Raw genomic sequence first — 24,698 nt, 5'->3', positions numbered from 1 at the left:
TCCCCTTCCGAACAACAGCCCCCGCACGCCCTCCAGCGCGGGCTCCCCACATATGGTGAAGCTCGAAGCGACGATAGTATGGCCGGAAGCGGGCTGAATAGGGCGATCGCCCCGCCCTCACCCCTGCGGCTTGCCGACCTCTTCGACGGCCATGGGCGTGACGCCGGCGGGCGGCGGGGCGGTCACGGTCACGCTGGGGACGGCGCCGGCCTCGAAGGCCTTGAGGCGCTCGTTGATGGCGGCGATCTCCTCCTTGCCGGCCTGGCGGCGACCGCCCAGGCTGGCGATGCCGACGACGCGGGTCTGGCCGTCGATCTCGACCGTGCGCAGTTCGCCCGACTTGGCCCCGTCGAGCGCCTCTTCCACGCTGTCGGCAGCCGTGGCCAGCAGGACGCGAGACTGGGCGAAGCGGGCCTCGTCGATCGACGGCTCGCGGCCCGCGTATGCGTTGACGAAGGCCGCCGTCTCTCCGGCCGCGCCCTTCCAGCGATAGAAGATGTGCGCCCCGACCTGGGTGATCTTGGCCAGGGTCGGCGACCACCAGGGGTGGACGTAGTCGGCGTGGTAGTGGGTGGCCGTGCCCACGCGCTCGGACACATGGCCGTTCAGGGCGCGCGCCGCGACCCGCTCGGCCCGATCCCAGGCCCAGCGCACCGGCCCGCGCGCCAGGGAGCCGTCGCAGGTGAAGCTGAACTGGCAGCCCGTGGTCCGCTCGGCGCCCTGATAGACGACGCCGCAGACGCTGGAGGGATAGTTGGGATCGCGCACCCGGTTCAGCACGACCTGGGCCACGCCCTCCTGCCCCTCGGTCGGCTCCAGCGCCGCCTCGTAATAGACGGCCTGGGTCAGGCAGCGCAGGGCGCGCCGACGCGACGCCTCGTCCGCCGGACGGAAGACGAAGGGCCGTGCGGGCTGAAGCGCGCCGAAGGCGTTGGGCATGGCGGCGTTCAACTGTTGCGCCGCAACGCCCGCCACGCCCTGATCCAGGCTGGGTTTGCCGCCCAGGGTCAGGCTCTCCCAGCCCGGCGTCAGCCCATACAGTTCGGGCAGGCCCAGGGCCGGATCATGCCGCCGCGCGACGGCCAGCTGCCCCGCATCCATCCGCGCCGTCACCGCCGCCAGGCCGTTCGGGCCCAGGTCGCCGCCGGTGGCGCGGGCCACGGCTTCGGCGGTGCGGTCGATGTCGGGGCGCGGGGTCGAACTGGCCGACATGGCCACGCCCATCGCCGCCAGGGTCACGGCCATGGCGGCAGGCGCCGCTGCCACAGCCCGGCGTCCGGTCGTCTTCAGCGGCGTGAGGCGGCCGAGGTTCATGCGACGTCCGTATAACGACGCCTGACGGCGCCGGAAATCGACGATCTGCATGACCGCCCAATCCGGCGCTTTTCAGACGCGAAGATTACCGTTCCGTGAGGCGAAACGGCGCTCCTCTTCCCGCTTAACGCTCGCCCAGGCTGGAACGCAGCATCCAGGCGGCCTTTTCGTGCGCCGCCAGACGCACGGTCATCAGGTCGACCGACGCCTCGTCCCCGACCTCGTCGGCGGCGTCCAGGGCCGCGCGGGCGGTGGCGATGACCACGCCGTGGTCCTTGATCAGCTCCTTGAGCATCTCGGAGGAATCCTTCTCGGGATCGCCGTCCTTGATCGAGGTCAGGTTGGCGAAGGCCGAGGCGCTCTGCGGCGCCAGTTCGCCCAGGGCGCGGATGCGCTCGGCGATTTCGTCCAGGGCGGCCCAGATCTCGCGATACTGCTCTTCCAGCAGGTTGTGCAGGCTGAAGAACTCCGGCCCGCGCACGTTCCAGTGGTAGCCGTGCGTCTTCAGATAGAGGGCGTAGCTGTCGGCCAGGGCCTTGGACAGTTCGCGCGCGACGTCGGCGCGCTCCTTGGGCTTAAGACCGGTGTCGATGGCGTTCATGACGGCTCCCGTTTGCAGTGCGGTGTGAAGATCAGCCTTGCAGTTAGGTCGTCCGCCCCGCGATCCAAGGGGTCGGCTGCGACCCGCCGCAGGAATCTTCGCCCCTGTAACGTCGAAGCCGCAGGGATGTTGCAACGCAAACCCCTCTCCCCCTGCGGGAGAAGGTGGCCGATCCCGGATTTCAGTCCGGGTGAGGTCGGATGAGGGGTTGCTCGACGCTGGCTTCGCCCCTCGTCAGACTTCGGAGAGCCCCCTCATCCGTCGGCCTGCGGCCGCCACCTTCTCCCGCAGCGGGAGAAGGGCGCAGCCCTTTAGCGCTGGCGCGCCTTGCGGGCGGCGTAGCGGGCGTCGCGCGCGGCCTTCTGCTCTTCCTTGGTCAGCTGCTTGCGCTCCTTGCGGGCCGCGCGCTTGGCGGCGTCCACCTCTTCCTGGGCGGCCATTTCGGCGGCCAGGCGGGCGGCTTCCTTCTCGGCCTTCTCGCGGCGCACTTCGGCCTTGGCCAGTTCGTGCTGCTGGCGGACGGCCTCCTTCTCGGCGGCGCGCTTTTCGGCCAGTTTCTCGAACTCGGGATCCTGAACCGTCGGCTTCGGCTTGAACCGGGCCAGGAGGGCTTGTTTGGCGTCTTTCTGGGCGGACAGGCGGTCGTTGAAGCCGGTGTTCTTGAGGTCGCGCATGCTGAGAGGCGGGTGTCCTTGATAGGGAATGGAGACGGCGAAAGGGGCCGATCGCCGAGGCGACGGCCTTGGATCGGGCCGGGAGGCGCATCTCGACGCGCTCGGCCCGGCGGGAGGCCAAAGCCGAATTTCGCGCCGAAATCAAGCTCCACGGCCCAATTTCATTGGATTTAGGGGGCGGAGAGGCCGCCCGGACGCACAATGCAGCCGCGCGAGGCGGCCGCGTCAGCCTTCAGCGCGGCTGGAATCAGTGCGGCTGGAATCAGTGAGGCTTTTGGGCGTGGCCGACCGCCGCGCCTGCGGCGCCCCCGACGGCCGCCCCGACCGGACCGGCCACCACGGCCCCGGCGACGGCGCCGGTGGCCGCCTTCTGTTCAATGCTGTGGCCGCAGGCCGACAGGGCCAGGGCTCCGGCGCCGGCCAGCGCCAGTACGGCCAGGCGGGAAGCGGTGCGGGTCATGGGGCAACTCCTTGAAATAGCTCAGCTTGGAACGCGAGAATCGACCGCAGGTTCCCATCTATGGCGTGACTCTGACAACCAAGATGTCGACCCCCGGCCAATAGCTTATTCATCCCCCGATCGCTCCAAGCTCAATCTTCGATCAACATACCAATACAGTCTTCGCAAGAATGTCTAAGGCGCAATTTCGTCACGATTAAAACGACGCGGAATAATGACTGATAGGCGTTTTTCTTATGCTGAAGAAATTACAATTCTAGCGAATCAGTCACATTGAGGCCATGATCGGATGGATAAAGGCCCGCCTTCGAGGGTCGGCGTTCAGTCGGCGTTCGCCCGACCCGCTTAAGCGCGACGCGTCCTTGTCGCCGGGGTTCGGGATCTACGGGGGCGGCATCCTCGCCCTGTTGTACAGGACTACGCCTTTGTCTCTCTCCTCGCAGACGCGTGCGCTGATGCACGCCGCCCGCTCATTCCGCCTGCGCCCCACGACGGCAGCGGCGGCGTTCGGCGGCGTCGTCGGCCTCGCTGTCGGAGGGGCCTATCTGGGCGGCCTGGCCGCCCAGGCCTCGACCGTGCGCGCCCAGGCCGAGCGCCTGCAGGGCGCCGGCGCCGGCGGCTATACCCAGGAAGCCCTGGCCGAAGCGGCCGGCGGCCTGGACGCCAGCGCCCTGACCATCGCCCATCGCCATGACCCCTATTCCGTCGCCGGCTCGGCCCAGCGCGACCGTCAGGCCGAACTGCTGACCGCCCGCCTGGAGCAGCTTCAGGGCCAGGACGGCCTGCGCCGCGCCAGCCTGCAAGGCCCCGGCGCGACCAGGGTTTCCGCCGCTCGTCCCTTCCGCCTCGACGGCGCCCTGGACCAGTCGCGCGACCTCGATTGCCTGACCCAGGCCGTCTATTATGAAGCCCGCGGCGAAGGCCGCGACGGCATGAAGGCCGTGGCCCAGGTGGTGCTGAACCGCGCCCGCCACCCCGCCTTCCCCAAGACCGTCTGCAGCGTCGTCTATCAGGGCGCCAACCGCGGTTCGGGCTGCCAGTTCAGCTTCACCTGCAACGGCGCCATGCGCGGCGCCGTCAACCGCGCGGCCTGGAACCGCGCCCGCGACGTGGCGGCCAAGGCCCTGTCCGGCCAGGTGTTCGCCGCCGTCGGCAACGCCACCCACTTCCACACCACCGCCGTTTCGCCGTCGTGGCGCAACAATCTGGTGCGGGTGAACCAGGTCGGCGATCACCTGTTCTACCGCTTCGGCGGCCGCTCGGGCGCCAGCCAGGCCTTCGCCTACAACCCGCGCCCGTCGGGTCCGGCCGAGAACGCCCCGCGTCTGGTCCAGGCCAGCCTCGATCCCGTAGAGGCCGCCCGCAACGCCTCGGGCGCCGTGGCCTACACCGCCGTCCTGGCGCGCGAAGCCCTGGCGTCGGGCAAGACGGAAGAGCGTCCCGCCGCTGCGCCGCGCGCCGCCGCTGCGCCCGCCCCGGTAGCGACGCCCCCGGCCTCGCCCAAGCCCGCCGCCGCGACCGTCATGATCAACGCCGAAGCCTGATCGATCCTGGTCTAGGGATGCGTCTTGCGGTGGGTCGTCAGATTCTGCTGCAGATTGCCGTAACGCCCCTGCTGGCTCAGGTTGACGTCCGCATCGCCCGGCTGGCCGGATTGCACGCCGTCCGCCCGGTCGCGCCGATCCACGGCGGCCGCCTCATCCATCAGCTGGGCGCCGCGGTCGGCGAAGCTGCGTTGCTCCCTGGGCGGCTGTGGGGCCCTGGTCATGGCGTCTCTCCTTCGAGGTCGCGCCCTCCTGCCTTCTGAAAACGGCCCCCCGCCGGGCCCGTTCCCCGAAAAACCCCGGTCCGCGTCCGCTCAGCCGGCGTCCAGCCCGATGTCCAGTTGCATGACCGAGTGGGTCAGGGCGCCCACGGAGATGACGTCCACGCCCGTCGCGGCGATGCCTGCGACCGTGGTCAGGTTCACCCCGCCCGACGCCTCCAGCACCACCGATCCGAAGGCGCTGTCCCGCACCCGCCGCACCGCCTCGGCCATGTCGTCCAGGCTGAAGTTGTCCAGCATGACGACGTCCGGCCGCTCGGGCAGCACCTCGTCCAGCTGATCCAGGCCGTCGACTTCGACCTCGACCTTCATCAGGTGGGGGGCGAAGGCCTTGGCCCGGCGTACCGCCTCGCCCGCCCCGCCGCAGACGGCGACGTGGTTGTCCTTGATCAGGATGGCGTCATCCAGCCCGAAGCGATGGTTCAGCCCGCCGCCGCAGGCGACCGCGTGCTTCTCCAGCGCCCGTAGCCCCGGCGTGGTCTTGCGGGTGTCGGCGATGCGCGCCTTCGTCCCCTCGACCGCCTGCACATAGGTCCGCGTCAGGGTCGCGATCCCGCACATCCGGCCCAGCAGGTTCAGCGCCGTCCGCTCGGCCGACAGCAGGGCGCAGGCGTTCGCCTCGACCGCGATCAGCACGGCTCCGGCCTCGAACGCCTCGCCGTCGGCGACCTTCACCGTCACCGTCGCCTGGGGGTCCAGCGCGTGGACCGCGATCCGCACCACCGCACCGCCCGCCATCACCCCGGCCTGACGCGCGCAGAAGACGGCGCTGAAGCGGGCGTCCTCGGGGATGCAGGCCTGCGCCGTCACATCGCCCGTGCGCCCCAGATCCTCGGCCAGCGCCATGCGCACCACGGGCTCGATCAGCAGGTCCGGCAGGGTTCGGGTCACGGAAACGTCCTTCATCATTCAGATCACGGCCGCCAGGGCGGCGAGCGTCGCCGCCTCGGCCTCTTGGTCGCGCGCAGGCGACGGCGCTGCGCGCATCCGCGTGTGCTCCGCCCTCGGCAGGCTGTCGGGGAAGTCGCGGCGATAGTGGCCGCCCCGGCTCTCGCGCCGGTTCAGCGCCCCCTCGGCGACCAGCCGCGCCGCCGTCAGGCACGCCGCCGTCGAATGCGCCTTCGCCAGGTCGTCGATCAGGGCCAGCAGCGCTGCCAGCCCCGCCTCGTCCCGCACCACGCCCGCATGGCGCGTCATGGCCGCGCGCAAAGCCGCCAGCGCCTCGGGCGGCAGATCCGTCATCGCCTGCACAGCCGCCAGCGGCCGCCGCTCGGGCTGGACCTCGCCCGCCGCCGCCCGACCCGCGCGCCGCCCGAAGGCGCCCGCCTCCAGCAGGGAGTTGGACGCCAGCCGGTTGGCCCCATGCACCCCCGTCGCCGCGCACTCGCCGATCGCAAACAGGCCGGGGACGGTCGTACGCCCCTCGTCGTCGGCGACGATGCCGCCCATGTGATAGTGAGCCGCCGCCGCCACCGGAATCGGGCTGACGCGCGGGTCCAGACCGGCCCTCATGCAGGCGGCGAAGACGGCCGGAAACTCATGCGGAAAGGCCTCGCCCACCGCCTTCGTCGCATCGAGAAAGGCGCCGCGCCCCTCGACCCGCGCCGCGTGCACCGCCCGCGCCACGATGTCCCGCGGCGCCAGATCGGCGTCAGGATGATCGCCCAGCAGGAAGGCGCCGCCGCCATCGACCAGCCGCGCCCCCTCGCCGCGCAGGGCCTCGGTCGCCAGCGGCGCCGGGTCCAGCCCCACATCGATCGCCGTCGGGTGGAACTGCACGAACTCGGGGTCCAGAATTTCGGCCCCTGCCTGCCAGGCCAGCGCCAGCCCCTCGCCGCGCAGGGCCGATGGATTGGTCGTCGCCTCAAACAGGCCGCCGACGCCCCCGGTGGCCAGAACCACCGCAGGCGCGAACACCTCGTCCAACCGGCCTCCGCGCCGCTCAATCACCGCGCCGCGCACCCGGCCGTCGACGTCACGGATCAGGCCGCGCAGCCGGCCGTCTTCCCAGATCTCAATGGCCTTCGTGGCCCGCGCGGCGGCGACCACGGCCGACAATATGGCCCGGCCCGCGCCGTCGCCGCCCACCCGCGCCACGCGCGGCAGGCTGTGCGCCGCCTCCAGACTGACCGAGAAGCCGCCGTCGTCATCGCGGTCGAAGGGCGCGCCCAGCGTCGCCAGCCACTCGACCGTCTCACGCCCGCGCGTCGTCAGGGCGCGCGCCGCCTCGGCCTCGACCAGACCCGCGCCCGCGCCTTCGGTGTCCTTTGCGTGCAGGGCCGCGCTGTCCTGCGGCGACAGGGCCGCCGCCATCCCGCCCTGCGCCCACGCCGAAGAGCAGGCGTTCAGCAAGGGCTCGGGCGTCACCACCAGCACCTTGCCGTCCGACCCCAGCGCCTCGGCCGCCTCCAGCGCCGCCGACAGACCCGCCAGCCCGCCGCCGATGATCAGAGGCCCATCATGCCGCATGCGCGCCATCGCCCTAACGGGCCCCCACGCCGAAGAACCGCAGCCCCATCTCGAAGGCCGGCTCGACCGCTCCGCCCGTCAGCGGCAGCAAGGCGGCGATCGCCGCCGCCGCGCAGACCACGGCCGTCAGCAGGTAGAGGGCCAGGCTGCGCCCCGCCTCGGGCCAGCTCAGCCGCCCCCACGCCGCGCGCCAGACGCCGCGCTTCAGATGGCCGAACACCGCCAGCCCGAGAAAGACCGCCAGGATGAATCGCCCCGTCGACAGTCCCCACCACACGGCCAGACCGCCGACGACCAGCAGGGCGACCTGCTCCAGCCGCGGATGCACCCGCGTCAGCACCGGCCCCAGCGCCTTGGAGCCGTCCAGCGGCGGCGCGGGCAGCAGGTTCAGCAGATTGATCATGGCGATGAAGAAGGCGCCCATCAGCCACTCCGGCGCCTTCAGCGCCAGGCCCACGGCCACGAAGGGGATCATGGCCAGCAGGCCGAACGCCGGTCCCGCCAGCGACACCAGCACGCCGTGCCACTCGCTCTTCGGCTCGCGCTGGCCCTTCGCCAGCCCGCCCAGGAAGGGGATGATGTAGATGCGCGCCGGGCCCATGCCGACCCGGTTCATCGCCAGCACATGGCCGTACTCGTGCACGAACAGGCCGAACAGAACGGCGCCCGCCACCACCCAGCTGCCGGTCAGGAACCACAGGAAACCCGCCATCAGCAGGGTCGAGACCACCGCCCAGACCGGGTGCTGGCCCTTGTCCTCCTGCGGCGTTTCATGGCGCGCGCTGTAGCGCGGCGTCTCGCGCGCGGGCGCAGGCGCCGCCTCTTCCGGACGCGGGTCCCAGGGTCCGGGCCTGCGGCCGCCGGGGGGAAGGGTGTTGTCTGTGTCGCTCATGGATTCGAACTGGGCGCGCGGCGACGGCCCCGCAACGGGCCGCGTCGCCGCAGGGCCGTCAGATCAGCTCCACATCGACATGATGCCGCGCCTTGACCAGGTCATAGCGCGCCGGCTTCGACGGCGGCGGCAGGTCGATCATCCGCTGCACCGCCAGAGCCGCCTTCTCCAGCATCTCGTCCGGCACCGTCACCTCGAACTGCATGTGCAGCAGGCAGTCGCGGATGTTCTCCAGCGTGATGCGCTTCATGTGGGGGCACAGGTTGCAGGGGCCGACGAACTCCACCTCGGGCACGTCCCCCTTGATGTTGGAGGCCATCGAGCATTCGGTGATCAGCACCACCCGCTTGGGCCGACGCTTCTCGACATATTCGGTCATGGCGGCGGTCGAACCGGCGAAGTCGGCGGCGCGCAGGATCTCTTCGGGGCATTCGGGGTGAGCCAGCACCTCGGCGTCCGGCCAGGCGTCGCGCATGTCGGCGATGTCCTGCGTGGTGAAGCGCTTGTGCACCTCGCAGTGTCCCGCCCAGGCGATGATGCCCACCGTCGTCTGGGCCGCCACGTTGCGCGCCAGATATTCGTCGGGGATCAGGATGACCTTGTCGACGCCCCACTCCTTCGCCGCCCATTCGACGACCTGCACGGCGTTGGCGCTGGTGCAGCAGATGTCCGTCTCGGCCTTCACATCGGCCGTGGTGTTCACATAGGTGACGACCGGCAGGCCCGGATGCCGCTCCTTGATCAGCCGCACGTCCGCCCCCGTGATCGAGGACGCCAGCGAACAGCCCGCGCGCAGGTCGGGGATCAGCACCGTCTTGTCCGGCGACAGGATCTTGGACGTCTCGGCCATGAAGTGAACGCCCGCCTGAACGATCACCCTGGCCTTGGACTTGGCGGCCTCCTTGGCCAGCCCCAGGCTGTCGCCGACATAGTCGCCCACCCCGTGAAAAATCTCGGGCGTCATGTAGTTGTGGGCCAGGATGACCGCGTCGCGCTCGCGCTTCAGCCGGTTGATCTCGCTGATCAGCCGGGCCTGTTCGGGCCACTCCAGCGGGGTGACGTGGTCCTTGACCTTCTCCCACACCGGGGCGGTTTCTTCCGCCAGTTCCTTCGACAGACCGAAAGCGCCGTCCGCCATCGTCCCTACTCCCTATCGGCCGTCTGCGCGGCCCCGACTTATGCTCAAACTTAGCATAAGCAGAAACAATGTAGGCTCTTCCGCACCCGGCGCAAGGAAATCAACCACGCGCATCCTTCTCCCCTTGCGGGAGAAGGCGGCTCGCGCAGCGAGACGGATGAGGGGTCTCTTTGCGCCTTCCATTAAGCTAAAGCCCAGTGCTCAAGGTTGCGAAACCCCTCATCCGACGACCTTCGGTCGCCACCTTCTCCCGCAAGGGGAGAAGGACAGGCGCGCAATTTTCATTCTCATGCGTCGCAGCATCGCCTAGACCGGGACACGCTTCATCCTCCCCTGCGCCGCCTGACCGAGATCATCGTGCAAGACACCGTCCGCCGCATCCTGACCGCCCGCGTCTATGACGTGGCCGAGGAGACTCCGCTCGATCCGCTGAAGCGGCTGTCGGCCCGCATCGGCCGCCCGGCCCTGCTGAAGCGCGAGGATCTGCAGCCGGTCTTCTCGTTCAAGATCCGCGGCGCCTACAACCGGATCGCGGCCCTGAGCGAGGCCGAACTGGCGCGCGGGGTCATCTGCGCCTCGGCGGGCAATCACGCGCAGGGGGTGGCGCTGGCGGCGGCCAAACGCGGCGCGGCGGCGACCATCGTCATGCCGACCACCACGCCCGGCATCAAGGTGGCGGCGGTCCAGGGTCTGGGCGGCCAGGTCGTGCTGCACGGCGAAAGCTTCGACGACGCCTACGCCCACGCCCGCGCGCTAGAGAAAGAAACCGGCGCCGCCTTCGTCCACCCGTTCGACGACCCCGACGTCATCGCCGGCCAGGGCACGGTCGGGCTGGAGATCCTGCGCCAGCACCCCGATCCGATCGACGCCGTCTTCATCCCCATCGGCGGCGGCGGGCTGGCGGCGGGCGTGGCGGCCATCGTCCGCTTCCTGCGCCCCGAGACGCGGCTGATCGGCGTGGAACCGGCCGAGGCCCCGACGATGAAGAGCGCCATCGAGGCCGGGCGCGTCGTCGATCTGGATCAGGTCGGCCTGTTCGCCGACGGGGTGGCCGTGCGCCGTGCAGGCGACGAGACCTTCCGCCTGTGCCGCAATCTGCTGGACGAGATCGTGCTGGTCGACACCGACGCCATCTGCGCCGCCGTGAAGGACATCTTCGACGACGTGCGCGCCGTGGCCGAGCCGTCGGGCGCCGTCGCCCTGGCCGGGCTCAAGGCCTGGGCCGCGCGCAACCCCGGATCGGGGGCGCTGGTCGCGATAAACTCGGGCGCCAACGTCAATTTCGACCGCCTGCGCCACGTCGCCGAGCGGGCCGAGATCGGCGAGGGCGCCGAGGCCCTGTTCGCCGTCTCCATGCCCGACCGGCGCGAGGACTACCACCGCTTCCTGCAAAGCCTCGACGGCCGCTCGATCACGGAATTCAACTACCGCTGGTCCGGCGACGGCACGGCCCAGATCTTCGTCGGCGTGGCCCTGCGCGACGGCGCCGCCGAGCGCGAAAGCCTGCTCAGACACCTGACCGCCGGCGGCTATTCCGTCGTCGACATGAGCGACAACGAGACCGCCAAGCTGCACGTGCGCCACATGGTCGGCGGGCGCACCATCGGCCTGCCGCACGAGCGGCTGCTGCGCTTCGAATTCCCCGAGCGGCCCGGCGCCTTCCTGCGCTTTCTCAACAGCCTGCAGCCCGCCTGGGCCCTGACCCTGTTCCACTATCGCAACCACGGCGACGACGCGGGCCGGGTGCTGGCGGGGGTCAGCGTTCCGCCGGACCAGGCGGCGGCCCTGACGAAGGCGCTGGACGAACTGGGCTACCCCTACGCCGACGAGACCGACAACCCGGCCTGCCGCCTGTTTCTGGACGGGGCGGCCTGAACGGCTACGCCCGGCTGATCGCCTCGGCGATCTCTTCGGCCGGCCGGCCGGCCAGGGCCTTGGGAATCTCGCCGACCAGACGCTCCTCCAGCGTCTTGTGCCAATGCTTGCGCAGCTGGCCCAGGGTCTTGGGCGCGGCGACGACGGCCAGAGCCTCGATCTTGTTGGTCAGGGCCATGTGGTTCAGCGCCTCGGCCACGCCCATGGCGAAGCCGTCCTCGGCCTGGGTGTCGTTGTCGGGGTTGGCGTCGCTGGAGCGGCGGCCCGGCGCGCCGGACAGGCGTTCGGGGATCTCGGGCGTCGCCATCGGCTTGAGCTGGATGTCGAGGTTGTGGCCGGTGTTGCGGAACAGGCTCAGCTTCTCGCCGTCGGCGACGGCGACCAGGGCCCCGTTGGGCAGGTTCATCATCAGACTCCAGAAAAATGAGCGCCGAAAGGGAGGGCGCTGTCAGTCCAGCGCAAACGCCCCCTGTCCCGTTCCATCATCGCGGCCGTCCTGCGACGCTTCGTGCGCCAGCAGCCAGCGCTTGCGCTCCAGCCCGCCCGCATAGCCGGTCAGGGTTCCATTGGCCCCGACGACCCGGTGGCAGGGCACGATGACGCCGATCGGATTGGCGCCGTTGGCCAGGCCCACGGCCCGCACGGCGGCGGGCTTGCCGATGGCCTGGGCCAGTTGGCCGTAGCTCCAGGTCCGTCCCGCCGGAATGGTCCGCAGCGCCGCCCAGACCGCGCGCTGGAAGTCCGTGCCGCCGGTCTTCACCGCGAGCCCGTCCAGCGCCGTCAGATCGCCGTCGAAATAGGCGGCCACGGCGTTCCGCACCGCCTCCGGCGCCCGCCCCGGCGTCAGCCGCGCCTCGCCGTAGTGGCGGGCCAGCAGCTTCATCATCCGCGCCTCATAGTCGGTGAAGTCGAAGGCGCGCACGGCGCCGTCCGCATCGGTGACCAGCAGCACCTCGCCCACCGGCGTGGCGATACGGTCCAGGGTGAAGGCTTCAGGCTGCGTCTTTTTCATCGTCGTTCTCCATGATCGTCATGCCGTCGATCCCCGCCTCGCGCAGGTGCAGCACGCCATAGGCCCGCCAGGGCCGCCACCGCTCGGCCCGCTCCGCCAGCCGTTCGTCCTCAAGCCGGTCGCTGGCCATGTCGGCCGCCTCATCGCTCCAGACGCCCGGCAGGCGCAGCCCCGACCGCGCCTCGACCAGCGGGGCCAGCACAGGGTCCGCCGCCAGGTCGCGCCGGATCGCCTCGGGATCGGCCGACAGGTCGAACAGCCGCCGCACCCGCGCCAGCACCCCCGGCAAAACCTTCAGATCGTCCAGCGCCGCCGTCACCGCCAGCCGGTCGCCCGCCTCGAACCGGGCCGAAACCTCGCCCGTCGCCCCGTCCGTCGCCGGGGTCAGGACGCGGCGCCAGACACCGCCCTCGACCGTCTCGCCGCTCGCCTTCAGGGCGGCCAACATAGCCTCGACCTCATAGGGCGGGCGATAGGGCAGGCTCAGCCGCACCCCTTCATTCGACCTGGCGTCCCACGGCCGCTCGGCCCGCGCCCGCAGCGCCGACGGCGGCCGTCCATAAAGGGCCTGAAACGTCTCATTGAAGCGGCGCACGCTGCCGAATCCAGAGGCCATGGCCACCTCGGCCATCGGCAGGTCGGTCTGGTGGATCAAGGCCTTGGCCAGCAGAACGCGGCGCGTCTGGGCCACGCTGACCGGGGCGGCGCCCAAGTGCTGGCGGAACAGGCGGCGCAGGTGCCGCTCGCCCACCCCCAGCCGCGCGGCCAGGGCGTCGACGTCGCCCTCATCGAGCGCCCCCGCCTCGATCAGGTTCAGCGCCCGGCTGACGGTGTTGGAAGTGCCGCGCCACGCGCCCATGTCCGGCGCCGTCTCGGGGCGACAGCGCAGGCAAGCCCGAAAGCCCGCCTCCTCGGCCGCCGCCGCGCTGATGACGAAGGTCATGTTCTCGCGCTTGGGCGTCCGCGCCGGGCAGACCGGGCGGCAATAGATCCCGGTAGACTTCACACAGGTGAAGAAGCGCCCGTCGAAGCGCGGGTCGCGCGTCAGGACGGCCCGGTAACAGGCCTCCTGATCCAGCATGTCGCGGGCGTTTTCCATGCCCGCAACATGCGCCCGCCGCGCCGCCGTGTCTCGCGGTTTTCGGACATGACGGCGCCGCAGCCTGGCGGATTACCCCTCGCGCGTCGTCGCGAGCCGCCAGACATAGGTCGCGATATTGACCACGAAGCTGATCGCCATCACCGCGAACACCCAGGTCAGCACCGTACCCAGCGTCAGGGCCGTCCCATCCAGATCACGGCCCGCATCGTTCACCGCGCGCAGGGCGTCCAGGCTGATGTTCGTCGTCCCGCCCTCGACGCGGGCGCTCGCCGCGCCCTGGGTCAGGGTGAGCCACCAGCCCGCATCAAACAGCCGCCACAGCACCCAGAGCGCCGCGCCCGCCAGCGGGATCTTCATCAGCCAGGTCAGCCGCCCCTCGCGTCCACGGATCAGGCTGACCGCGTCCACCGCCATGCCGCCGACGGCCAGGGCCAGGATGGGGCCGTAAAGGGCCGCCCACACCGGCGCCGCCTCGATCCCCACCGCGCCGCTTCTCAAGGAGAACTCGCCCAGGCCCGGAAAGCGGATCACGCCAATCCACCACATCACGAAGACGCCCCCGACAATCAGGGAGGCCAGCGCCTCCAGTCCCGGCTTGTCATTCGCCGTCACGCCCCAGACGCGCGCGCCCTTCGGCAACCACTCGGACTTGGCCTTCTCGGTTCCGGCCAGGGACGCGCCCCACTTCGCCGGATCGGCCAGGCCGAAGGCCGACAGGTCGCGCACCCGCCACTTCGTCAGCCACTTCGGCTTGATGTCGTAATGCTCCATGATCGCCCCGGCCACCGTCAGCGCCCCCAGCAGGGTCAGCCCTCCGGAGAAGAAGCCGTGGAAGGCCTGGCTGATCGCTCGCCCGAAATCGGCCGGCGCGCCCAGCACGCTGATCAGCAGCCCCAGCGCCTGCACCGCCGCGATGACGATCAGCCCGGCCTTGGCCCCGAACAGCCAATAGGGGAACAGCTCCGGCCCGATCAGGCTGTCCGGGCCCTTGCGATAGCGGGCGGCGACGATCAGCGGGTGGCCGATCTCGTGCAGGATCACCTCCTTCTCCTCGTCGCTCAGCGCCCGGCCCAGCTCCTCCTCGCGCGCCTCGACGCGGCTCAGGATCAGGTCGCGCAGCTCGGCGACGATGTCCTCGCGGTCCTCGGTCGGCAGCTGCGCCGCCACGGCCTCCAGATAGCGTTCGATGATGTCCATCGCGCCCTCTCCCGTCCCTTCAGAGCAATCGTTCCAGCGAGGCGTTGATGCCGCGCCATTCCTCGGTCAGGGCGGCCAGCATGGCCTCGCCCCCCGGCGACAGGACGTAGAAGCGCTTCTTGCGCTTCTCCTCCTCGCGCCATTCGCTGGTCAGCAGCCCCTGCCCCTCCAGCCGCCGCAGCAGGGGGTAGAGGGTGGATTCCTCCATCTCCAGCCCGTCCGCCGCCAGCGCCTGACGCAGGGTGTAGCCGTAGCGTTCGGTCCGCAGGCAGGCGAGCACCGCCAGGACCAGCGTCCCGCGCCGCAGCTCCAGCCGCATCGTCTCGAACAGTTCCCGGTCCACGGCGTCGCCTCACCTGCCGCCACATAGTGTGTGACACACAGTGTATGCGACATACTGTATGAGGCTGTCAACGACCTTCGCTATCCCGGACGGCGAACCGCCTAATCCCTGTCGAAATACGGCGTGCAAAGCGGAAGAAATGACGGCGCGGCGCCGCTTCCTTCGCCTCGGCTCCACGGTTAAGGTCGTCGATCTGAAGGGGGAGTTTTCTTATGTCGTCTCGTCGCCGCGCCGCCTGTTCCTTGCTGGCGCTCAGCCTGGCCCTGGGCGCCGCGCCCGCCCTGGCTCAGCAGAACCCGCCCGAGCTTCAGGCCGTCGTCGGCCACGACAGCGGCGAGCGCATCACCCGCTCGGCCGATGTGCGCCGCTATTTCGAGGCGCTGCGGACCGCCAATCCCGACCGCATGGTCATGGGCGACTACGCCCAGACGTGGGAAGGCCGCCCCCTGTTCTGGGCCGCCGTCGGCTCGCCGCGCAACATCGCCCGTCTGGACGCCATCAAGGCCGCGACCAACGCCCTGGCCGACCCGCGCAGGACCAGCCCCGAGCAGGCTCGCGCCCTGATCAACGACACCCCCGCCATCGTCTGGATGGCCTATTCCGTCCACGGCAATGAGATCAGCCCCGCCGACGCCGCCCTGATCGCCGCGCGCCGCCTGACCGACGGCCTCGACGCCGAGGCGCAGGGCTGGCTGGAGAACGTCGTGGTCGTCTTCGTCCCGACCCAGAACCCCGACGGGCGCGAGCGCTTCATCAACAGCTTCGAAGCCGGTCTGGGCGCCCAGCCCAACGGCGATCCCCTGTCGGCGGAGCGGGCCGAGCCGTGGCCGTCCGGCCGCTACAACCACAATCTGTTCGACCTGAACCGCGACTGGTTCATCCAGTCCCAGCCGGAGACGCAGGGCCACTCGGCCCTCATCCGCGAATGGCGCCCGCAAGTGGTGGTCGATTCCCACGAGATGGGCACCGACTCCAGCTTCTTCTTCCCCCCGAAGCTCAGCCGCTGAACCCGTGGATATATCCGCCGATTCTGGACGCCCGCGAACGCTTCGGCCGCAACACCGCCGGACGCTTCGACCAGGCCGGGCTGGACTATTTCACGCGCGAGACCTTCGACGCCTTCTATCCCGGCTACGGCGACGGCTGGCCCGCCTATTTCGGCGCCGTCTCCATGACCTATGAGCAGGGCTCGTCGCGCGGCCTGCTGGCGCGCCGCTCGTCTGGCGAAATGCTGACCTACGCCGACACGGTCAAGGGCCACCTGACCGCCACCCTGTCGACCATCGAGACCGCCGCCCGCGACCGCGAGAAGCTGCTCAGCGACTTCTACGCCTTCCACCGCGACGGGATTTCGGGCGGTCGCGGCGCCTATGTCCTGTCGCGCTCCGCCGCCGCCGACCCGGCCGCCGCCGACAAGCTGGCGGGCCTGCTGGTGCGTTCGGGGCTGGAGGTCGGGCGCGCGACCGCATCCTTCTCCGCCTGCGGCCAGACCTATCAGGCGGGCGATTACATCGTGAACCTGGCCCAGCCCCAGCGCCGCATGGCCGAGACCCTGCTGGCCAAGGACGTGCCGCTCGACCCCAAATTCCTGGCCGAGCAGGAAGCCCGCCGCGCGCGCGGCCTGGGCGATGAGATCTACGACCTGACCGGCTGGTCCCTGCCCCTGCTGTTCAATGTGCCGAGCCAGCGCTGCACCGGCGCTCCGTCGGTGCAGACGGCCGCGGTCGGCCCCGAACTGATCCGTCCCGCCGCCGTGGCGTCCGGCGACGCGACCTATGGCTACGCCATCCATCCGGGCACGGCGGGGATGCGCTTCCTGACCGCCGCCCTGACCGACAAGCTGCCGGTCCGCTCGGTCGAGGAGCCCTTCACCCTGGACGGCCGCGCCTATCCGGGCGGAACCTTCATCGTGACGCGCGCCGGTTCGCCCGACGACCTGGACGAACACGTCCGCCGTCTGGCCGCCGGCAGCGGCGCCCAGGTGACGCCGCTCGCCACCTCCTGGGTCTCCAGCGGCCCCAGCGTCGGTTCGGACAAGGCGACGATCATCGCCGGCCCGCGCGTCGCCATGGCCTGGGACGACCCGACCGAGCCGGAATCCGCCGGCTCCATCCGCCATGTGCTGGAGCGCGAATACGGCTGGCCGGTCACGGCCGTGCGCACCCGCCGCCTGGCGAACGCCGACCTGTCCCGCTACCAGGTGCTGATCCTGCCGTCGGGCGGAAACTATGAGCAGATCCTGGGCGAAAGCGGCGTCGCCAACCTGCGCGCCTGGGTCCAGGCGGGCGGCGTCCTGATCGGCGTCGGCTCGGCCAGCCGTCTGCTGACCGATCCCGACTCCAAGCTGCTGGAGAGCCGCCGCGAGAGCGCCCTCTCCGGCGACGGCGACAAGGACAAGAAGGACGGCGGCAGCGAGATCGCCACCGACGCCGAATACCTGGCCCTGACCGGCCACCACGGCGGGGCGCCCGATCCGGTCGCGGGCGTCCTCGCCAGCGCCGTGGTCGACAACGAACACTGGCTGGGCGCGGGCGTCGCCCCGACCCTCAGCGTCATGGTGCGCGGCTCGGACATCTACACCCCGCTGGCCCGCGACCAGGGAATCAACGTCGTGCGCCTGGCCGGCCCGGATCAGGTGCTGGCGTCGGGCCAACTGTGGGCCGAGAACCGTCGTCAGCTGGCCTACAAGCCCGTCGCCATGGCCTCCGAGGTCGGTCGCGGCCAGGTCGTCGCCTTCACCCAGGACGTGACCATGCGCGCCTTCCTGGAAGGGCTGAAGCCGCTGTTCCTCAACGCGGTGTTCCGGGGACCGGCGCATACCTCAGGGACGAGGGGCGATTAACCGCCCTTCTCCCCTTGCGGGAGAAGGTGGCCGAACGGAGTGAGGTCGGATGAGGGGTTGCGAGACCTCAGCCTCGGCCTCTCGTCAAACGTCAAACAGACCCCTCATCCGTCCGGCTTCGCCGTCCACCTTCTCCCGCAAGGGGAGAAGGAACAACGCACCAGCTTTGACAACTCGAGCCTACGCAGGCTTTCCTGCTTCCGCCAGCAGGGGAGCTGATGCGCATGACCTTCCACACGCCACGCCCGCCGGCCGACGACGGCGACTGGACCCTGCTGCAAAGCCGGATCGACCGCAGCTTCTGGCAATGGGACCGTCGCCCCGAGCCGGACGCGCCCGTCCTCAGCCGCTTCGTCATCCTGCGCCCGCCCGAGCGGCTCGACTACGACGACTTCGACGAGGCCGAGGCCATGTTCGAAGCGATGGAGGACTAAGGGAGGCGGTTGTCCGTCGCCTCTGCGCCCTCGACGATGCGCACCACGGCCAGATCGGCGGTGACGTTGCCCAGGGTGCGGAAGATGTCGGGCACGACCTCGACCGCCAGCAGCAGCGGCAGCAGCTCCAGCGGCACGCCCATGGCGATGCAGATCGGGGCGATGGAGGCGAAGAAGCTGGCCTGACCGGGCAACCCCACCGTGCCGATCGAGATCAGCACCGCCGTCAGCATGGCCGCCAGCAGTTGTCCCGCCGAAGGCTCCAGCCCGAACAGATGGGCGCAATAAATGGCCACGCCCAGATTGGCGACCGGGCTGGTGATGCGGAACACCGCCACCGCCAGCGGGAGGACCAGGCCCGCCGTGGCCCGCCTGACGCCCAGTTCGTCGACCGCCCGCTCGACCATGACCGGCAGGCTGGCCAGCGACGACTGGGTCGAGAAGGCCACCACCTGCGCCGGCGCCGCCGCCCGCGCGAACCGGCCCAGGCTCACCCGCCCGAAGATGACGGCCAGCGGATAGAAGATCAGGCCGATGCCGATGCAGGCGAGCGAGATCAGCGCCACATAGTGCAGCAGCACCCCCGCCGCGCTCGCCCCCGCCGTCAGCCCCACCCCGACCGACAGGGCGAAGACGCCCAGCGGCGCGACGCTCAGCACCCAGCGGACGATGACGATCATCGTCTCGCCCACCGCCTCGAAGAAGGTGATCAGCGGAACCCGCAGCCGCTCGGGCAGCCCCGAGGCCGCAAAGCCGAAGAAGACGGCGAACACCACCATGCCCAGGATGGCGTCCTCGGCCGCCGCGCGGATCGGGTTGGACGGGGCGATGGTCTTGACGAACTCGCTGAACGGCGCGCCGGCGCCCAGACCCTCGGCGCCCTCCGGCTTGATCGCCAGCAGCAGGCGCGCGCCTTCGGGATCGATCGGCCAGACGGCGTGCAGCCCATAGGCCGCCGCGACGGCGTAGACGGTCGCAAAGACGATCAGCCCCCCGAACCAGGCCACCGCCTTCAGCGCCAGACGCCCGGTTCTCGCCGCATCGGCGATGGAGGCGATGCCCGTCACCAGCAGGCTGAACACCAGCGGGATGATCGTCATCCGCAGCGCATTCAGCCACAGCTGGCCCAGCGCCTGGATGAAGTCGGCCGTGACATGGCCGCCCGGCAGACCCCACTTCTGCGCCGCCGCCCCGGCCAGCAGGCCCAGCACAAGCGACAGCAGCACCAGGGTGCTGAGAGAGGTCAGAAAGGAGAGCGCCGATTTCATACCGGCCACGCTAGCAGCCGCCGCGCCGCGCGCCAGTGCAAAACGCCGTAGACGCCACGCCCTACTTCGGCGCGCCCGAGTTGGCCGGGTCCAGCGGCAGGCCCGCCGCCTGGCGCGCCTTCATCACCCGCAGCCAGCCGTGCATGGCCTCTGAATCCAGCCCGTGCATCATCAGCCGATAGCCCGCCTGCAGCGTCGACAGCGCCACCAGCGGATGGCCGTTCTTGACGAAGGCCATGTGGTAGCTCGTGCCCAGAATGCGGGCGATATAGATGGCCATCACCTCATCCAGCTGCAGCGAACTGGACGCCCGCACGAAGTCGTCGCGCGGCAGCATCAGCGCATAGATCGGGGTGTAGAACTCCACCGCCGTCTGCACGTCGACGAAGTTGTGCCATTTGCGCGGAAACTCCTCGAACGGCGGGAATTCGTCCGAGATCATGGAGAAGTCGATCCGCTCGGGCGGCGTCAGCTCCCGCCCCTCGGCGCGCAGGGCGGCGTTCATCTCGATGACGAAGTTGAAGATGTTCAGGTCGTGCTGAAGGAACAGGTCCGGCTCGATGTCCTTCAGCCGCGTCGGCGTCAGCGGCCACTTCGTCACCTTGTCGCCCACGCCCGCATTCTCGCGCACGAAGGCGGTCAGTTCGGACCCGACGTGGAAGTGCCGCAGGATCACCCGGTTGCCCTCGGGCGTCACAAAGGTCCGCAGCCCCCAGTGGATGGTCTTGTGCAGCAGGCCGTTCAGGTTCGGATATTTCGGCGAAATGACCCGCAGCACCTTCACCAGACAGAAGAACAGGAACACCAGCGGCCGCGCCACCGGGAACAGCCAGCGCCGCGACCGCGACCGCGCCCCCAGCAACAGATCGCGCTTGGCCCCGTCGTCGATCGGCAGACTGTGGTCCAGATACAGCGCCATCCACGGATCGGGATCCTTGGGGTCGAACCGCGCGGGGTCGAACGGATCCTCGTGCGGCTTGTAGTATCTCACGCCGCGATCTCCTCGATCTGCAGGGCGTAGAGGCGGGCCGTCACCTTGGCCGTCGTGACGATGCGTTCGGCGATGAAGGGATCGGGCAGGACCATGCCCAGCATCTCCTCGAACTCCTTCATGTGCTCGGCGTCGTTGTCGCCGTGATACAGCAGGAAGCGCACCGCCTCGTCGGGCAGTTCCAGCCGCTCCTGCACCTTCAGGCCCCACGGCCGCGCCTTGATCGAGCCCAGCCCCTCGATGATGAACATGGCGCCCAGCAGGCCGAAGGGATCGGGCTTCGACGCCTCATGGAACATCCAGGCCGACAGGGCCTCGGACCCCACATTCTTCGGCGCCGACTGGATGTCGTCCAGCGCCCCGCCCGAGGCTGTGAAGTCCGCCTCCAGCAGACGGAAATCCCGATGCTCCGTCACCGCATGGCGCATCAGGGTCGAGCGCAGCTCCAGGTGATCCTCGCCGATGTTCGACGCCGCCCGGCTCATCCACAGCGCCCCGTCCTTCACCTGCTGGCGCAGGTTGATCAGGAAGGCGTGGTAGTCGGCGACCTCGAACCGCCCCCGCGTCAGCTTGCGGATCAGGGGCGTGGCCTCCAGCCGCTGCTCGAAATCGGCGAAGACGACCGCCAGCTTCCGCAAGCAATCGGCCACCGCCGCCTCGGCCAGTTGTTCCGCCATCACACAATCTCCAGCATCATGAAGCCGATCATCGCCCGCCCGCTCTCGGGCACGATGCACAGCACCCTGTCTCCGCGCTTTCCGCGTCCCGACTTCAGGAAGGCGTCCAGCATGACCCAGATCGAGGCCGAGCCGACATTGCCGCTGTCGGACAGGGTCGTGAACCACTTCCCTTCCGGGATCATCGCGGCGGTGCTTTCCAGCAGGCCGACGATCTCCTGACGCAGCGACCGCGCCGAGTAGTGACACAGCAGATGGTCGACCTGATCCGGGACGATCCTTCCGGCGTCCACCTTCTCCAGCCAGACGCCGATCCAGGCGCGGATGACGATCTTCAGCAGCTCGAAGTCCTGCAACAGGGCCACCGCCCCGGCCGCATGGGCCGCCGCCGGTCCGGCGTGGCTCCAGGCGCTGGTCATGTCGGCGCGTGCCTGCGGCGTCGATCCCGCCCACATGCAGGGATCGAAACGCCCGGCCAGCGAGGTCATGTCGATCCACTCGACCTTGAGGCTCAGCCCCTCGGGTTTCGGCCTCGGCTCCATCACCACGGCGCCCGCCCCGTCCGACAGGGTGAAGCGCAGAAAGTCCGCCTCGATCCGCGCCCGGCCCTTCTCATCCACCAGCGCCGTGCCCTCATAGAAATGAGGGCGGAACCAGCGTGACGAGAACTCGCCCGCACAGGCGGCGGCGACCTCCGCCTCCCCCGCCCGCACGCTCAGCCACGCCCCCTTGGCCGCCATCAGGGCGCTGGCGCAGACGGACTGATAGCTGAACGCCTCCAGCGGCCCCGCGCCCAGTTCGGCCTGAACCGCGCTGGCGTGGCCGGGCACCAGATAGTCGCCCTGCGTCGCCGCCGCGCCCAGATGCTGCAGATCGCCCAGGCTTAGCCCCGCCCCATCCAGCGCCGCCCGCACCGCCCCGGCGCACATGGAGGCGTTGGAGTGCAGCGGTTCGCCGTCAACGTTCAGGGCGTAATGCCGCCCCTCGATCCCGTTCCAGCGCAGGGCGCGGCGCCCGACGGCGGACGCCCGCCCGCCGATGCGGCCGATGAAGTCCTCCATCCGATCGTTGCCGATCCGCTCGCCGGGCAGCACGGCGCCGGTCCCGGTGATGAAGACGTCGCGAAGCATACTCATGGCGCGAACCTTGGCGACGCGCCCGACGCCGCACAAGCCGGAAAGCGTCGGTTCGGACGCCGCGCTTTATCGGAATCGCCGTTCCGCTCGCCCTAGCGTCGCGCAGGCGCACGCATTACCTTCATGTTCATGGCCCGTTCTCCTGCGAAACCGACCAAGCCCGTCCACACGCCCAATGCCGGCCTCGGCGAGGCGCCCGTCGCCTTCGACCACGGTCGTGCGCCCGCCTTCGCGCCGGTGAACGGGCCGCGCCTGACGCCCGAGGAGGCGCCCGCCGCCCCCGCCGACTGGGTCCCCCACCGCCCCGACCGGCCGACCAACAAGAAGCGCATCCCCTTCCGGCTGGAGACGAAATACCAGCCCGCCGGCGACCAGCCCTCGGCCATCGCCGAGCTTGTGGCCCAGGCCGACGAGGGCGATCGCGAGCAGGTGCTGCTGGGCGTGACCGGCTCGGGCAAGACCTTCACCATGGCCAAGGTGATCGAACAGACCCAGCGCCCGGCCCTGATCCTGGCCCACAACAAGACGCTGGCGGCCCAGCTCTATTCCGAGTTCAAGGCCTTCTTCCCCGACAATGCGGTCGAATATTTCGTCAGCTATTACGACTACTACCAGCCTGAGGCCTACGTCCCGCGCACCGACACCTACATCGAGAAGGACAGCTCGATTAACGAGCAGATCGACCGGATGCGCCACGCCGCCACCCGTGCGATTCTTGAGCGGGACGACGTCATCGTCGTCGCCTCGGTCAGCTGCATCTACGGCATCGGCTCGGTCGAGACCTACACCGCCATGACCTTCGGCCTGAAGGTCGGGGACCAGATCGACGAGACCAAGCTGCGCGCCGACCTCATCGCCCTGCAGTACAAGCGCAACGACGTCCACTTCGAGCGCGGCATGTTCCGCAAGCGCGGCGACACGCTGGAGATCTTCCCCGTCCACCTCGAGGACCGCGCCTGGCGCATCAGCCTGTTCGGCGACGAGATCGAGGCCATCGACGAGTTCGATCCCCTGACCGGCAAGAAGACCAATGCGCTGGACGAGGTCACCGTCTACGCCGCCAGCCACTACGTCACCCCGCGCCCGACGCTCAATCAGGCCGTCAACGGCATCAAGGCCGAGCTGAAGGAGACGCTCGACTGGATGGTCGAGAACGGCAAGCTGCTGGAGGCCCAGCGGCTGGAGCAGCGCACCCGCTTCGATCTGGAGATGATGGAGGCCACCGGCTCCTGCGCCGGCATCGAGAACTACAGCCGCTGGCTGACCGGCCGCGCGCCGGGCGAGCCGCCGCCGACCTTCTTCGAATACATCCCCGACAACGCCCTGCTGTTCGTGGACGAGAGCCACGTCACCGTCGGCCAGATCGGCGCCATGTTCCGCGGCGACTACCGCCGCAAGTCGACTCTGGCCGAGTACGGCTTCCGCCTCCCCTCCGCCATCGACAACCGCCCGCTGAAGTTCGAGGAATGGGACGCCATGCGGCCCCAGACCGTCTTCGTCTCGGCCACCCCCGGCGCCTGGGAGCTGGACAAGACCGGCGGCGTCTTCACCGAACAGGTCATCCGCCCCACCGGCCTGATCGACCCCCCGGTCGAGATCCGCCCCGTCTCCGGCGCCACCCGCAACCAGGTCGACGACGTCATCGACGAGGTGAAGGCCACCGCCCGCGCCGGCTACCGCTCCCTGGTCACCACCCTGACCAAGAAGATGGCCGAGGACCTGACCGAATACATGCATGAGCAAGGGGTGCGCGTCCGCTACATGCACTCCGACGTCGACACGCTGGAGCGGATCGAGATCCTGCGCGACCTGCGCCTCGGTTCATTCGACGTCCTGATCGGCATCAACCTGCTGCGCGAGGGCCTCGACATTCCCGAGTGCGGCCTGGTCGCCATCCTCGACGCGGACAAGGAGGGCTTCCTGCGCTCGGAGACCTCCCTGATCCAGACCATCGGCCGCGCCGCGCGCAACGTCGACGGCCGCGTCATCCTCTACGCCGACCGCATGACCGGCTCGATGGAGCGCGCCATCGCCGAGACCGACCGCCGCCGCGAGAAGCAGCAGGCCTACAACCTCGAACACGGCATCACGCCCGAGACGGTCAAGCGCGACATCAAGGAGATCCTCGACAGCCCCTATGAGTCCCGCGACCTGGACCGCCTGACCCGCCCCGGCGTCGCCGAGGAGGCCAAGCCCTTCGTCGGCTCCAACTTCCAGGCCGCCCTCAAGGATCTGGAAGGCAGGATGCGCGACGCCGCCGCCAACCTCGAGTTCGAGGAAGCCGCCCGCCTGCGCGACGAGATCAAGAAGATGAAGCTCCTCGACCTCGAGTTCGCCAACGAAGCCCTGACGGGCGCAGGCGAGGAAGTCGACAAGTCAGCCCCCAAACGCTGGCGCAAGGAGGCGGCGGCGGAGAAGGCGGAGGCGTTCAGGAAGGGGCGGTAGGGG

At 69.8% G+C, this 24,698-nt stretch carries 24 protein-coding genes; 6 read left to right on the top strand and 18 right to left on the bottom strand.

Annotated elements, in window-relative coordinates:
* Nucleotides 1–117 precede the first annotated feature (117 nt).
* The 4 genes from AC52GN_RS01705 to AC52GN_RS01690 all read right to left on the bottom strand — a co-directional run bounded on the left by AC52GN_RS01705 (nt 118) and on the right by AC52GN_RS01690 (nt 3,049).
* Nucleotides 118–1,314 (bottom strand): cell wall hydrolase, encoded by a 1,197-nt coding sequence (locus AC52GN_RS01705; protein ID WP_496527980.1) that lies wholly within the window; start codon nt 1,312–1,314, stop codon nt 118–120.
* Between the two features lie 124 nt (nt 1,315–1,438).
* Entirely contained in the window at nt 1,439–1,915 is a 477-nt protein-coding gene (locus tag AC52GN_RS01700) for a Dps family protein (protein WP_291779301.1), read from the bottom strand.
* Between the two features lie 311 nt (nt 1,916–2,226).
* The gene (locus tag AC52GN_RS01695; protein WP_291779298.1) at nt 2,227–2,589 is read right to left on the bottom strand and encodes a DUF6481 family protein; all 363 of its coding nucleotides are present in this window, start codon (nt 2,587–2,589) and stop codon (nt 2,227–2,229) included.
* Nucleotides 2,590–2,851: 262 nt separating this feature from the next.
* A complete protein-coding gene (locus AC52GN_RS01690) occupies nt 2,852–3,049 on the bottom strand; it encodes a hypothetical protein (RefSeq protein WP_338577956.1) in 198 nt (65 codons plus the stop codon).
* Between the two features lie 425 nt (nt 3,050–3,474).
* On the opposite strand from AC52GN_RS01690, the gene AC52GN_RS01685 reads away from it, so the two are divergent.
* A complete protein-coding gene (locus tag AC52GN_RS01685) occupies nt 3,475–4,593 on the top strand; it encodes a cell wall hydrolase (RefSeq protein ID WP_496527979.1) in 1,119 nt (372 codons plus the stop codon).
* A gap of 11 nt (nt 4,594–4,604) precedes the next feature.
* Here the strand turns inward: AC52GN_RS01685 and AC52GN_RS01680 are convergent, their stop codons facing one another.
* From AC52GN_RS01680 to nadA, 5 genes are all read right to left on the bottom strand, one after another.
* Nucleotides 4,605–4,817 carry a hypothetical protein gene (locus AC52GN_RS01680; protein WP_291779289.1) on the bottom strand — a complete coding sequence of 71 codons (213 nt, stop codon included), beginning with the start codon at nt 4,815–4,817 and terminating at the stop codon, nt 4,605–4,607.
* A 90-nt stretch (nt 4,818–4,907) separates the two neighbouring features.
* Nucleotides 4,908–5,783, bottom strand: coding sequence for a carboxylating nicotinate-nucleotide diphosphorylase (nadC, locus tag AC52GN_RS01675; protein WP_496527978.1), 876 nt, complete (start codon nt 5,781–5,783; stop codon nt 4,908–4,910).
* The gene (locus tag AC52GN_RS01670) at nt 5,784–7,352 is read right to left on the bottom strand and encodes an L-aspartate oxidase (protein WP_496527977.1); all 1,569 of its coding nucleotides are present in this window, start codon (nt 7,350–7,352) and stop codon (nt 5,784–5,786) included.
* 4 nt (nt 7,353–7,356) lie between these two features.
* Complete coding sequence (locus tag AC52GN_RS01665) at nt 7,357–8,235, bottom strand: metalloprotease (protein ID WP_496527976.1); 879 nt, start codon at nt 8,233–8,235, stop codon at nt 7,357–7,359.
* 58 nt (nt 8,236–8,293) lie between these two features.
* Nucleotides 8,294–9,373, bottom strand: coding sequence for a quinolinate synthase NadA (nadA, locus tag AC52GN_RS01660; RefSeq protein WP_346520625.1), 1,080 nt, complete (start codon nt 9,371–9,373; stop codon nt 8,294–8,296).
* 357 nt (nt 9,374–9,730) lie between these two features.
* Between nadA and ilvA the strand changes: the two genes are divergently transcribed.
* Nucleotides 9,731–11,248 (top strand): threonine ammonia-lyase, biosynthetic, encoded by a 1,518-nt coding sequence (gene ilvA / locus AC52GN_RS01655; protein WP_496527975.1) that lies wholly within the window; start codon nt 9,731–9,733, stop codon nt 11,246–11,248.
* A gap of 4 nt (nt 11,249–11,252) precedes the next feature.
* On the opposite strand, the gene AC52GN_RS01650 is transcribed toward ilvA, so the two are convergent.
* The 5 genes from AC52GN_RS01650 to AC52GN_RS01630 all read right to left on the bottom strand — a co-directional run bounded on the left by AC52GN_RS01650 (nt 11,253) and on the right by AC52GN_RS01630 (nt 14,902).
* Nucleotides 11,253–11,657, bottom strand: a complete 405-nt coding sequence (locus tag AC52GN_RS01650; protein ID WP_338577950.1) for a host attachment family protein — start codon at nt 11,655–11,657, stop codon at nt 11,253–11,255.
* Nucleotides 11,658–11,696: 39 nt separating this feature from the next.
* Entirely contained in the window at nt 11,697–12,260 is a 564-nt protein-coding gene (locus AC52GN_RS01645; RefSeq protein ID WP_496527974.1) for a methylated-DNA--[protein]-cysteine S-methyltransferase, read from the bottom strand.
* Complete coding sequence (locus tag AC52GN_RS01640; RefSeq protein ID WP_496527973.1) at nt 12,241–13,359, bottom strand: bifunctional transcriptional activator/DNA repair enzyme AdaA; 1,119 nt, start codon at nt 13,357–13,359, stop codon at nt 12,241–12,243. The genes AC52GN_RS01645 and AC52GN_RS01640 overlap by 20 nt, the downstream gene beginning before the upstream one ends.
* Nucleotides 13,360–13,431: 72 nt before the next feature.
* Nucleotides 13,432–14,559 carry a hypothetical protein gene (locus AC52GN_RS01635; protein WP_496527972.1) on the bottom strand — a complete coding sequence of 376 codons (1,128 nt, stop codon included), beginning with the start codon at nt 14,557–14,559 and terminating at the stop codon, nt 13,432–13,434.
* 19 nt (nt 14,560–14,578) lie between these two features.
* A complete protein-coding gene (locus AC52GN_RS01630) occupies nt 14,579–14,902 on the bottom strand; it encodes a PadR family transcriptional regulator (protein ID WP_312218909.1) in 324 nt (107 codons plus the stop codon).
* A 212-nt stretch (nt 14,903–15,114) separates the two neighbouring features.
* Between AC52GN_RS01630 and AC52GN_RS01625 the strand changes: the two genes are divergently transcribed.
* The 3 genes from AC52GN_RS01625 (at nt 15,115) to AC52GN_RS01615 (ending at nt 18,178) form a co-directional block, all read left to right on the top strand.
* On the top strand, nt 15,115–15,909 hold the full coding sequence (locus AC52GN_RS01625) for a M14 family zinc carboxypeptidase (protein WP_496527971.1): 795 nt from the start codon (nt 15,115–15,117) through the stop codon (nt 15,907–15,909).
* A complete protein-coding gene (locus AC52GN_RS01620; protein ID WP_496527970.1) occupies nt 15,828–17,744 on the top strand; it encodes a zinc carboxypeptidase in 1,917 nt (638 codons plus the stop codon). The genes AC52GN_RS01625 and AC52GN_RS01620 overlap by 82 nt, the downstream gene beginning before the upstream one ends.
* Nucleotides 17,745–17,968: 224 nt before the next feature.
* On the top strand, nt 17,969–18,178 hold the full coding sequence (locus AC52GN_RS01615) for a hypothetical protein (protein WP_343828497.1): 210 nt from the start codon (nt 17,969–17,971) through the stop codon (nt 18,176–18,178).
* On the opposite strand, the gene AC52GN_RS01610 is transcribed toward AC52GN_RS01615, so the two are convergent.
* From AC52GN_RS01610 to AC52GN_RS01595, 4 genes are all read right to left on the bottom strand, one after another.
* Nucleotides 18,175–19,446, bottom strand: coding sequence for a dicarboxylate/amino acid:cation symporter (locus AC52GN_RS01610; protein ID WP_496527969.1), 1,272 nt, complete (start codon nt 19,444–19,446; stop codon nt 18,175–18,177). The two genes, AC52GN_RS01615 and AC52GN_RS01610, sit on opposite strands and share 4 nt — an antisense overlap.
* Nucleotides 19,447–19,507: 61 nt before the next feature.
* A complete protein-coding gene (locus AC52GN_RS01605) occupies nt 19,508–20,437 on the bottom strand; it encodes a DUF6999 family protein (protein ID WP_455689989.1) in 930 nt (309 codons plus the stop codon).
* Nucleotides 20,434–21,174, bottom strand: a complete 741-nt coding sequence (locus AC52GN_RS01600; protein WP_496527968.1) for an iron-containing redox enzyme family protein — start codon at nt 21,172–21,174, stop codon at nt 20,434–20,436. Before AC52GN_RS01600 ends, AC52GN_RS01605 begins: the two co-directional genes overlap by 4 nt.
* Nucleotides 21,114–22,250 (bottom strand): beta-ketoacyl-ACP synthase III, encoded by a 1,137-nt coding sequence (locus AC52GN_RS01595; protein WP_496527967.1) that lies wholly within the window; start codon nt 22,248–22,250, stop codon nt 21,114–21,116. The genes AC52GN_RS01600 and AC52GN_RS01595 overlap by 61 nt, the downstream gene beginning before the upstream one ends.
* A 129-nt stretch (nt 22,251–22,379) precedes the next feature.
* On the opposite strand from AC52GN_RS01595, the gene uvrB reads away from it, so the two are divergent.
* On the top strand, nt 22,380–24,695 hold the full coding sequence (uvrB, locus tag AC52GN_RS01590; protein ID WP_496527966.1) for an excinuclease ABC subunit UvrB: 2,316 nt from the start codon (nt 22,380–22,382) through the stop codon (nt 24,693–24,695).
* Nucleotides 24,696–24,698: the final 3 nt, after the last annotated feature.

The sequence above is a fragment of the Brevundimonas sp. SS2672 genome (assembly GCF_059579685.1).
Note: the sequence above shows the minus strand (reverse complement) of the source record. Positions and strands in the feature narration are given on the sequence as shown.